The organism is Candidatus Krumholzibacteriota bacterium (assembly GCA_016932415.1).
In the GTDB taxonomy this organism is placed as follows: Bacteria; Krumholzibacteriota; Krumholzibacteriia; order Krumholzibacteriales; family Krumholzibacteriaceae; genus Krumholzibacterium.
This window is the reverse complement of record JAFGCX010000002.1, coordinates 1-9,460: the sequence shown is the minus strand read 5'-3', so window position 1 is coordinate 9,460 and position 9,460 is coordinate 1. Positions and strand designations below refer to the sequence as shown.

Sequence of the window (9,460 nt, the reverse complement as noted above, 5' to 3'; positions counted from 1 at the left end):
GGATTTGAACCCCGGACACGCGGATTATGATTCCGCTGCTCTAACCAACTGAGCTACACCGCCACACTCAGGGAATAGTATAAAAAAAACGGGGGTTGTCAAGTGGTTTCTACAATCCGCTTGCCTGTATAAGTCATGTCTGTTATAGATACTTGGAAGTCCGAGAAAAGAGATGAAGATGAAACTGTATACTGAAAAGGATTCTTCCCCTTCAATCCTGCGAAATAAAAGGGTAGTCGTAATGGGGTATGGCAACCAGGGCCGTCCGCAGGCCCTCAATCTGCGCGACAGTGGCGTTGACGTTGTCGTTTCGGCAAGGGAAGGGAGAGGTGGCTGGAGAAAAGCTCTCGATGACGGTTTTTCTCCGGTTGGTCTCGAAGAGGGGGCGCGGGTCGCCGATATCCTCATGTTCCTTCTCCCGGACGAGCTGCAGGGTAAGATATACGGGGAATTGATCGCCGGAAATATCAGCGAGGGCGCTACGATATCATTCGCTCATGGATTCGCCGTCGCCTTTGGAGAGATAGGACCGGGAAACTTCGATCTGGTCCTCGTCGCGCCCAAGGGACAGGGCGAAAGATTGAGAAAAGCATACCTGCAGGGCTCGGGAGTGGCCTGCCTGGTCGGTGTGGCCAATGATGTGTCGGGAGAGGCTCAGGCAAGAGCCCTGGCAATCGCGTCGGCCCTTGGCTGTCTCAGGGTAGGTGGATTTCAGACGTCGTTCCGGGAGGAAGCGGTAAGCGATATCTTCGGGGAGCAGGCAGTCCTTTGCGGTGGAGTCACCGGTCTGGTAAAGGCGGCGTACGATCTTCTGATACGGCGCGGATTCAGCCCTGAGGTCGCCTATTTCGAGTGTTTCGAGGAACTCAAGATCATAGTCGACCTCTTTTCAGAGAGAGGTTTCGCCGGGATGAGGGAAGTGATAAGCGGAACAGCGGCGTACGGAGGTCTGAAGTACGGTGAGAAGTTGATTTCTGACGAGGTCGTATCATCGATGGAAGAATTGTTCGAGATGATAGAGAAGGGTGAGTTTGCCAGGGACTGGCTTGAGAAATCATCCCGGCACCCCGAAGCGCTGGAAGATCTGCGTCGTAAAGAGGCGGAACTGTTAATAGAAAAGACGGGAAAGACGGTAAGAAGACTTTATGGAAGTGGTGACTGATCGATAATAAGGATGGTGCGCAGAATGAATAGAATCGCAGGCAGGAAGGTTTTAGCCGCGTTGGCCCTGGCGATGGTGATCGGCGCGGGCTGCTCGGAAAAATCAGACGAGAAGAAAATGGCCGGAGATGATTTCCGCATCCCTGATTCGCTTCTGGCTCCTATAGCGGGATATAATCTTGTCAGGGATGATTATCATCCCATAAGAGGCGGTGTGATGGCAAACAACGATATCGAACTGCAGTATCCGGCATCCGAGATCGGCCGCTATATAGCCGTCAGGAATTTCGGGCTCGTTCAGACTGCTTATGATATCGCGCGTGAAAGGATCGGCCGTCCAGCGAAAGGCCGCATCGTGGTTGTTGGCGCGAAGGATATGTCGGAATATAAATTCCTAACCCGGAAAGAGTGGTGGTACTACGGAGTAATGCAGGGTGACACTCTGTATCTAGAGCCTCTCGACGTGATGCTGAAGCGATATGATTTTGTCACGAAGAGAACGTTCGCGGAAATAGCGATCCTGCAGAAGATATCTCAAATGGCGCTGAAGAATATATCGGCTGGAAGACTGCCGCTCTGGATGAGGGAAGGAACTGCTTCCACCATCGCCAACGAGAGGCCGATCCTCCAGTTGCAGGCTTTCGAGTTCAATAAACAGATGCTCGGGTTCAATCCTACGGTAGATAAACTGGAGGACTATCTCGAGATCGCCGATGACAAGGCGATAACGCGGATCTCTTTTTTCATCGCCTACACGATGGTAGAAAACCTTCTGAAGAGTCATTCGTTCGAAGATATTGTATCATTCGCGGCCAGGCTGGGACGGGGAGAGAGTCTCGATGAAGCTTCAGAGGGGGTCTTTGGAATCGATTACGAAGCGTTGGTGGAAAAGGTCAGGCTGAAAAAGGATTTCACCTACTATATAGGCGAACTTCCCGAGGGGATGATGGTCGACAGGAAAGATAAAAATGAACACAGGTGATGAAAAGGAGATCAGGGTAAGATTCGCTCCCAGCCCGACCGGCCATCTTCACGTCGGCGGCGCGAGGACAGCTCTATATAACTGGTTGTACGCGAGAAAGACCGGTGGGAAGTTCGTGCTGAGGATCGAGGATACGGACGCTTTGCGTTCGACGGAGGAATCGTATGAGGGGATACTGAGAGGGTTGAAATGGCTCGGACTCTACTGGGACGAAGGCCCCGATATCGGCGGTGAATTCGGTCCCTACCTTCAATCGGCGCGGGGGGTATTCTATCATTCGGACGCCCGAAAGCTATATGAAAACGGTATGGCGTATTATTGCTTCTGTACGCCTGGAGAACTCGAGGAAAAGAAGAAAGAAGCCGCGATAAGGAAGCTCGACACGAAATATGATCGAAAATGCAGGAGTATCTCACCTGACGAAGCTGCCTCCAGGATAGAGAAGGGTGAAAGTCATGTCACAAGGTTCAAAATGCCGGATGAAGGCAATGTTATCTTCAGGGATGTAGTGAGGGGAGAGTTCGAGTTCTCAAATTCCGACCTCGATGATTTTATTCTTATAAGGTCGGACGGAAAGCCGACGTATAATTTCGCAGTCGTGGTAGATGACGCGAGGATGAAGATATCACATGTGATCAGGGGCGATGATCATATTTCGAACACGCCTAGGCAGGTACACTTATATAAAGCCCTCGGTTACAGGTTGCCCGTATTTGCCCATCTTCCGATGATTCTTGGCGAGGACAAGACAAGGCTCAGCAAGAGGCATGGAGCTACTTCGATAGATTTCTACAGTGAAAAACATTATCTTCCCGACGCGATGAACAACTATCTCGCCCTTCTGGGATGGTCTTTCGACGGAAAACGGGAATTGTTTGAAAGAAAATCACTCGTTAAGGCTTTCTCCCTTAAAAAAGTATCGAAAAACCCGGCTATATTCGACAATTCGAGAATGGAATACATCAATTCAGAACATTTCAAGAAGATGCCTCTTGTACAGAAGGCGGTTCTGGCCTACAGAGCGCTGGAAGAGGAAAAGGTGCTTCCACCCGCTTTTAACGTGGACCTGACAAAACCGGTAGAGCTTGAACTCGTTCCGGGCACTGAACCTCTTACGACCGGGATCTCGGATGAGGAGAAGGTCTTTGACAAGAAAGAATTCCAGAGATTGTTGCTGATAATCAAGGTTTTCGGGAACAGGTTAAAACTCCTCAAGGATATACCGGGGATGTTGAGGTATTTTTATCAGGATGAATTCAGCATCGATGAAAATGCCGTCGGGAAATACCTCAATGGCGAAGAAACAGGAAAGAGGCTGGCGCTTCTTGCCGATGAACTGGAAAATCTGAAGTATTTCGACCTCAACGCGGTGGAGGAGACTATCAGGTCGCTCGCCGACAGGCTGGAAATAGAGGCTGGAGATATCATTCATCCATGCCGCGTAGCCCTTACCGGGCAGGCGGTTTCTCCTGATATTTTCTGGGTAATACTCTTTCTGGGCAAGAAAAAAGCGTGTGAAAGGCTCAGGAAGGTATCTGGCAAAACACGGTAAAGTTTTTTCAGAAAGTCTATTGCTTTTCTTTTTCGAATAATGTAAGTTACCCCATATTCTTGGAGAGTCGTCCAACGGTAGGACAGCTGACTCTGGATCAGCCGATGGGGGTTCGAGTCCTCCCTCTCCAGCCAGATATTTCTGGCCCCTTAGTCTAGTGGTCAGGACGCATGGTTCTCAGCCATGAATCAGGGGTTCGACTCCCCTAGGGGCTACCAGATAAATTTGACCCGGAATAGAGGTTCTCTTCCGGGTCTTTTTCTGGCCGGCAAAACGCTGTATTTCGCGCGGGGATCTTTGAGCGGCAGACCGCCGCCTGATCAGAACGGGCTTCAGCCAAACGATCCACACCCTCCGCCTGACTGGCTACCGGATGGATTTCCACCGGCGCTGGAGCCTCCGGAGAAAGCGGAAAAGAGTTTCTCTATTCTGCCCGATCCACAGGAGGGGCAATTTACACTCGTCCTGTCCGAGATCACGAGTTCCTCGAATTCTTTCTCACAATCGGAGCATTTATATTCAAATATCGGCATTCTTTTCTCCCGGGTCTTCAGTTCTGCTTTTGTCATTTACCGCTGGTTTTTTCTCTTCATGCCGGTCCCCGGCATCGCATACTTCACCCATTCAGGTCGGAACTCCGATTTTCGGCAGGATGAACTTCATTACAAGGATCCAGGCCGCGAAAAAGAGCAATATTCCCAACAGGTCGTTCATTTCAGCTTCTCCAGTATTTCTTGAGTATCTTCGCTTCGGAAGAAAGTTCATCTTCAAGAGAGCGGCAGATAATGTTGCATACTTCCCGTGGCATATCGTTTTTCAGACTATAGTAAATCTTTTTATTCTCTCTTCTGTAATCGACAAGTTCCTCAGTCCTTAGTATACGCAGATGTTTCGAGACGTTCGCCTGGCTGAATCCTGTCGAATCGACCAGTTCAGTTACGTTCATCTCCCTGTCGCAGAGCTTCTGCATTATCGAAAGGCGCGAAGGTTCGGCCATCGCCTTCAACCGACGGGCGATCCTTGTAAATGGTAATGCCTTCCTCTTATTTGAATCCGCTGCTTTCATAGTATACATATATACGCATATAAGCATATGAAGTCAAGTTAGAAGTTCTATATTTTTATTTTTTTCCAGCTGCCCTCGTAAAACTTCCAGGCCATGAATGAGGCAAAACACAGGACATAGATATAGAGGCTGCTCCAGGCTGCGAGCAATCCGCCGCGCAGTAGCGACACGGCGATCCATGACCCCGGTATCATTATTGCCCAGACGCATATCGTCTCCGAGATCATCACGTAGACCGTACATCCCACTCCCTGCAAGGTCCTCGACAGAACTATACCGACGCCATCAATGAACTGCATCGCTCCGAGTATCTGGAACGGGACTACTCCCTTTTCGACAGTTTCTCTCGAATTGCTGAAGATGCCCATTATCTGGCGGGGAAAGAACATGAATAGCGTGCCGATGATCCCCATTACGACAGCACCGGTTCCGGCGGAGTACCATCCGTACCTGACGGCCTCTTTTGAGTCGCCGCCGCCGAGGCTTTTTCCGACGAGCGTTGCCGAGGCTGTGCCAACTGCCATTCCAAGCATGAATGACAGATTGAACGCTTTGAAGATGATATTGCTTATCGCCAGTTCGCTTACTCCGATCTGTCCGATGAAACTGAGGAAGACTATGAATCCCAGGACCGAGAAACTCTGGACAGCCCTTGGAGCGGATATCCTGACTATCTGTCCCATAAGTTCAGGTGAGAGAATCCTGAGGAATCTCACCCGGGGCATATTTCGGAGGATTCGGAAATGAACAAAGAGCAGATATATCACCAGTCCGATCAATGTTGATATTACGGAGGCGATCGCCGCCCCCCTGACCTCAAGCCTCGGCATGAGACAATGTCCGAAGATAAGGCAGTAGTTAAGAAATATATTCAGAAGGTTGATTATGACAGAGACGATCATATCGATCCTGACCCGCCCCAGCCCGATGACGAACCCTTTCAGCGTGAATATCACTATCATCGCGAACATTCCGGTGAACCTTATCGAAAGGTATGGAGTCCCGATAGAGATGACGTCTGCATCGTCTGATATTACCGAGAATATCCATCCGGAGAGATTATGGCCCGCGATCGATATCAGAGCGCCGGCTCCCAGAGCGAGCAGAATAGAGTTGTACGCGATCCGGGGGAATTCTTCCGTCCTCTCTTCGCCCACGCGCCTGGCAGTGATCGCCTGCGTCCCGATATTCAGAGAACCGAAGATAAGGACCATGACCAGAGTGAAGAAAGATGCCAGGCCGACCGCGGCAAGCTGCACTACTCCAAGCCTTCCGACCATGGCAGTATCGACCATATTAAGAACGGTGTGAGAGACCATTCCGATCATGACCGGAATCGACATGCTGATTATTTCTCTGATCATTCTCGTATTAATTGAGGTCATTACTTGTATTCGAATCATTTCCCGCCTGGACGGTCCTGCCGAATATCCTCAGTACCGCGGCCATGGACAGGATCGACAGGGCCAGCGATAGCAGGACAGGTACTCCCAGCGCCACGGGCAGGTATCCCCCGACAAGAGCGATCGCGCCAACGGTAAGGGCGTATGGAAGCTGGGTCCGCACATGATCTATATGATCTGCCCCCGAAGCCATCGAAGACATTATTGTAGTATCGGAGATGGGAGAGCAATGATCACCGAATACAGCTCCTGACAGTATCGCGGCGATCGACGCCAGAAGTATTGGTTCTGTCGAGGCAGCGTCCAGTCCGGACGCACTGGCTGTTCCGTACACCAGAGGAATCACGATTGGCGTAAGGATCGACATCGTGCCCCAGGATGTCCCGGTCGAAAAAGAGATACCCATCGCAAGCAGAAAGATGATCATCGGAAGAAAATCGGGGGAAAGGAAACTCGCCAGGTGATGGACGAGATAGTCGGCGGTATGAAGCTCGACACAGACGCTACCGATGCACCATGCCAGTATGAGGATGATGAAAGCCATTACCATCGATTTGATGCCGTCTACCCAGGCGGAGACGGTTTCTGTCAGGGAGAGAAGCCTCTGGCTCAGAGCCATTGCCGCCGCTATGATACAACCTGTAAATGAACTCCAAAGGATCGCCACAAACGAGTTCGATTCCTTGAGCATTTCCAGGATCGTGTACGAATCCACTCCGGAACTCCTGAGAGAATCGCGGCCTGTGATAAGCAGGCCTATGAACGTAACGATTATAACTGCCGAAATGGGGATTATACCGTTTACGATCCTTGGAGTTACTCCGTCGGCAAGCGCTATCTTCTCCGAATCGATGGAGGAAAGGGGGACTGCGCTGTCGCTGTTGACTTTTCCCGTCGTTCTGGCTCTTCGTTCAGCCTTCAGCATCAGTGAATAATCCCTTCCAGAGAGTATGATGAATAGCACGAAGAGTATCGCGAGGATAGGATAGATGCTGTATGGCAGAGAGGAGACGAAAGTGGCAAGAGGGTTTCGGTCGATCTGCATCGCGGTGAATGACTGGTTGATAAGCGATATCTGGAAACCTATCCAGCTGGTGATGACCGCTAGTGAGGTTATCGGTGCGGCTGTCGAGTCGACTATATATGAGAGTTTTTCGCGCGATATCCGCAGCCTGTCAGTCAGAGGCCGGGTCGAGTTACCAACGATAAGAGTGTTCGTGTAGTCATCAAAAAATATTATCACGCCCATCAGCCATACGGTCAGCTGGCCGCGTCTTGGGTTCGTGGCCAGTTTCGATATAGTCCGTACTATTCCCTGCATCCCGCCCATCCGCGAGGTTATGCCTACCATGCCTCCAAGAAGCAGAGTAAAGATCACTATCGACATGTGATCGATCCCCTCGGCTGTGCCGGCGAGAGTATTTATAACATAATGATCAACAATCCTCATGATCGACCCTATCGGATGATAGCCGGTGAATACAAGCGACCCGAGCCAGACCCCTGATAAAAGGGCGATGACGACCTGTTTGAATACCAGGGCGAAGACTATCGCGATGATCGGGGGAAGAATGGCGAGAAGGCCGCTAATCGATCTGAAGTATCCCGTTATTTCGCTGTCCCCACTGACAAGCCTCACTTGTTTTATCCCCGCTTTTTCAAAGGCGAGTATGATTCCCGCGTAAGAGAGGCTGTCTATCTTTACATTTTCGATGAAGGCTTCATCGATGAAAAGAGCAGCAGTGCCGTCATCCGAATCGAGCGAATTCAGGAGGTCTTCGGAGGGATGCCATTTCCATGGAATACCTTTCAGAACGACAGCATCGATGTCTCTCCCCGACTGTTCTCTGGAGAAGACCCGGGGAGAAGCGACAATGATCGTGGAGATCATCAGGATCAGGACAACCGTGCATATCGACAGACGCCTACGTGCTTTTAAATCAGGATGGATCTTCATTCTTTTGGATATCCCTTTCAGTCTTCTTTTTCTATACTGATCTCGAGGTCTCTGTTCATGAATTTTGCCGCAGCTTTGATATGTCCCCATGAAGAAACTTTGTTATACCTTTGGAAAATATCCTCCTCACCGGTATGCTCGGCAAGGATTCTCATCGATGCTATATCGGCGGAAAGCATATCGTCCGCGCAGACGTAACCGATATCGCCAGTGACTACGGGGCCCGCGTCTGCCATGCAGTCGCATAGCTGAGTGATCTCCCGCATAATATTGATCGCCAGGACTTTCTTATATTCTCGGTGAGCCGTTACGGCCGCGTCAGAGAGAAGATTGTCGAAAAGATCCTTCACCGGGGAGAGACATGATTGAGGACAGGAAATAATACAGTTGCTGCATCCTGAACACCAGGTCGCGTCGAACCATGGCCGTGAATCGTCGATCCTGATATTTTCCGTCGGGCAGTTTTCAGCGCAGTTCCCGCATCCGGTGCAGCCGCTCGTGTAAACCGGTTCTCCTCCACCATGAATATCCCCTTTCGTACTTTTTGACATGCAGCCCATCCCGACATTCTTTATCGCGCCACCGGCTCCAGAGCAGATATGTCCTTTGAAGTGTGTAAGCAGAATAACGCCGTCAGCGTCAAGAGGGATCGAAGCGGCCTGGTACCTGCCAAGGGATCCTGTGAGGTTTCTGCTTTCATCCGAAATGATCACAGGCACTCCCAGTAATTTCTCCGAGTATCCATGTGTGGCGGCGGCTTCCATATATCCCGCGACGCTGTTTCTCGGGCTTGAATAGACGACAGGTGTGTCAAAGAGGACGGGCTTTAATCCAGAGGCGACGAGAAGGTTTGTTATCTCTTGCGCGAACGCCGCTTTTATATAGTGACGGTTACCGGGTTCTCCCATATGGAGCTTGACCGCAACGGCTGCCTGTTCCCGAAAAGTTTCTTTTATCCGGTTCCTGAGAAAACGGAAAAGAGGCTTTTCTTTCTTAAAAAATCGAGTCTGGTTTTTCATTTTGTTTTTGTCTTGAAATATTCCGGGCCGACAAATTGATTTTCGAAGACTATATCAGTGGAAAACCAGCATGTCAATTCGTGCGAAGGATGAAAGAAAAATATTTATTATTTGCGTTTGATGATAAATATTTCTTGACACTTTTTTTTGTAAGTGAATATGATGTCCCTATCATATGTTTGCTTTCATTATTTTTACATCAGTTGTCTAATAGTTGAAACGTGAAAGCTAAAATGTTCGATGGCGGGCTTTCAACTTTTTCAAAGGGGTGGGCAAGATGGCTACAAAGGCTAAAGCCAAAAAGAAAGCCAAAACCAAAG

Annotated in this window: 8 protein-coding genes and 2 tRNA genes; 5 read left to right on the top strand and 5 right to left on the bottom strand. The window is 49.9% G+C overall.

Annotated features, from left to right (window positions below):
* The first annotated feature begins 178 nt into the window (after positions 1-178).
* The 5 genes from ilvC (at position 179) to JW814_00385 (ending at position 3,913) form a co-directional block, all read left to right on the top strand.
* The gene (ilvC, locus tag JW814_00405; GenBank protein MBN2069887.1) at positions 179-1,162 is read left to right on the top strand and encodes a ketol-acid reductoisomerase; all 984 of its coding nucleotides are present in this window, start codon (positions 179-181) and stop codon (positions 1,160-1,162) included.
* Positions 1,163-1,186: 24 nt separating this feature from the next.
* Complete coding sequence (locus JW814_00400; GenBank protein ID MBN2069886.1) at positions 1,187-2,143, top strand: hypothetical protein; 957 nt, start codon at positions 1,187-1,189, stop codon at positions 2,141-2,143.
* Entirely contained in the window at positions 2,130-3,695 is a 1,566-nt protein-coding gene (locus JW814_00395; protein ID MBN2069885.1) for a glutamate--tRNA ligase, read from the top strand. The genes JW814_00400 and JW814_00395 overlap by 14 nt, the downstream gene beginning before the upstream one ends.
* A gap of 60 nt (positions 3,696-3,755) precedes the next feature.
* Positions 3,756-3,829: transfer RNA gene (locus JW814_00390), tRNA-Gln, on the top strand.
* Positions 3,830-3,838: 9 nt separating this feature from the next.
* Positions 3,839-3,913: transfer RNA gene (locus tag JW814_00385), tRNA-Glu, on the top strand.
* Between the two features lie 114 nt (positions 3,914-4,027).
* Here the strand turns inward: JW814_00385 and JW814_00380 are convergent.
* The 5 genes from JW814_00380 to JW814_00360 all read right to left on the bottom strand — a co-directional run bounded on the left by JW814_00380 (position 4,028) and on the right by JW814_00360 (position 9,140).
* The gene (locus JW814_00380) at positions 4,028-4,228 is read right to left on the bottom strand and encodes a zinc ribbon domain-containing protein (GenBank protein ID MBN2069884.1); all 201 of its coding nucleotides are present in this window, start codon (positions 4,226-4,228) and stop codon (positions 4,028-4,030) included.
* Between the two features lie 182 nt (positions 4,229-4,410).
* Positions 4,411-4,692 (bottom strand): helix-turn-helix transcriptional regulator, encoded by a 282-nt coding sequence (locus JW814_00375; GenBank protein ID MBN2069883.1) that lies wholly within the window; start codon positions 4,690-4,692, stop codon positions 4,411-4,413.
* Between the two features lie 116 nt (positions 4,693-4,808).
* Positions 4,809-6,125, bottom strand: a complete 1,317-nt coding sequence (locus tag JW814_00370) for an MATE family efflux transporter (protein ID MBN2069882.1) — start codon at positions 6,123-6,125, stop codon at positions 4,809-4,811.
* Positions 6,126-6,132: 7 nt separating this feature from the next.
* Positions 6,133-8,121, bottom strand: a complete 1,989-nt coding sequence (locus JW814_00365) for a Na+/H+ antiporter NhaC family protein (GenBank protein ID MBN2069881.1) — start codon at positions 8,119-8,121, stop codon at positions 6,133-6,135.
* 17 nt (positions 8,122-8,138) lie between these two features.
* Positions 8,139-9,140, bottom strand: a complete 1,002-nt coding sequence (locus tag JW814_00360) for a DUF362 domain-containing protein (GenBank protein MBN2069880.1) — start codon at positions 9,138-9,140, stop codon at positions 8,139-8,141.
* Positions 9,141-9,460: the final 320 nt, after the last annotated feature.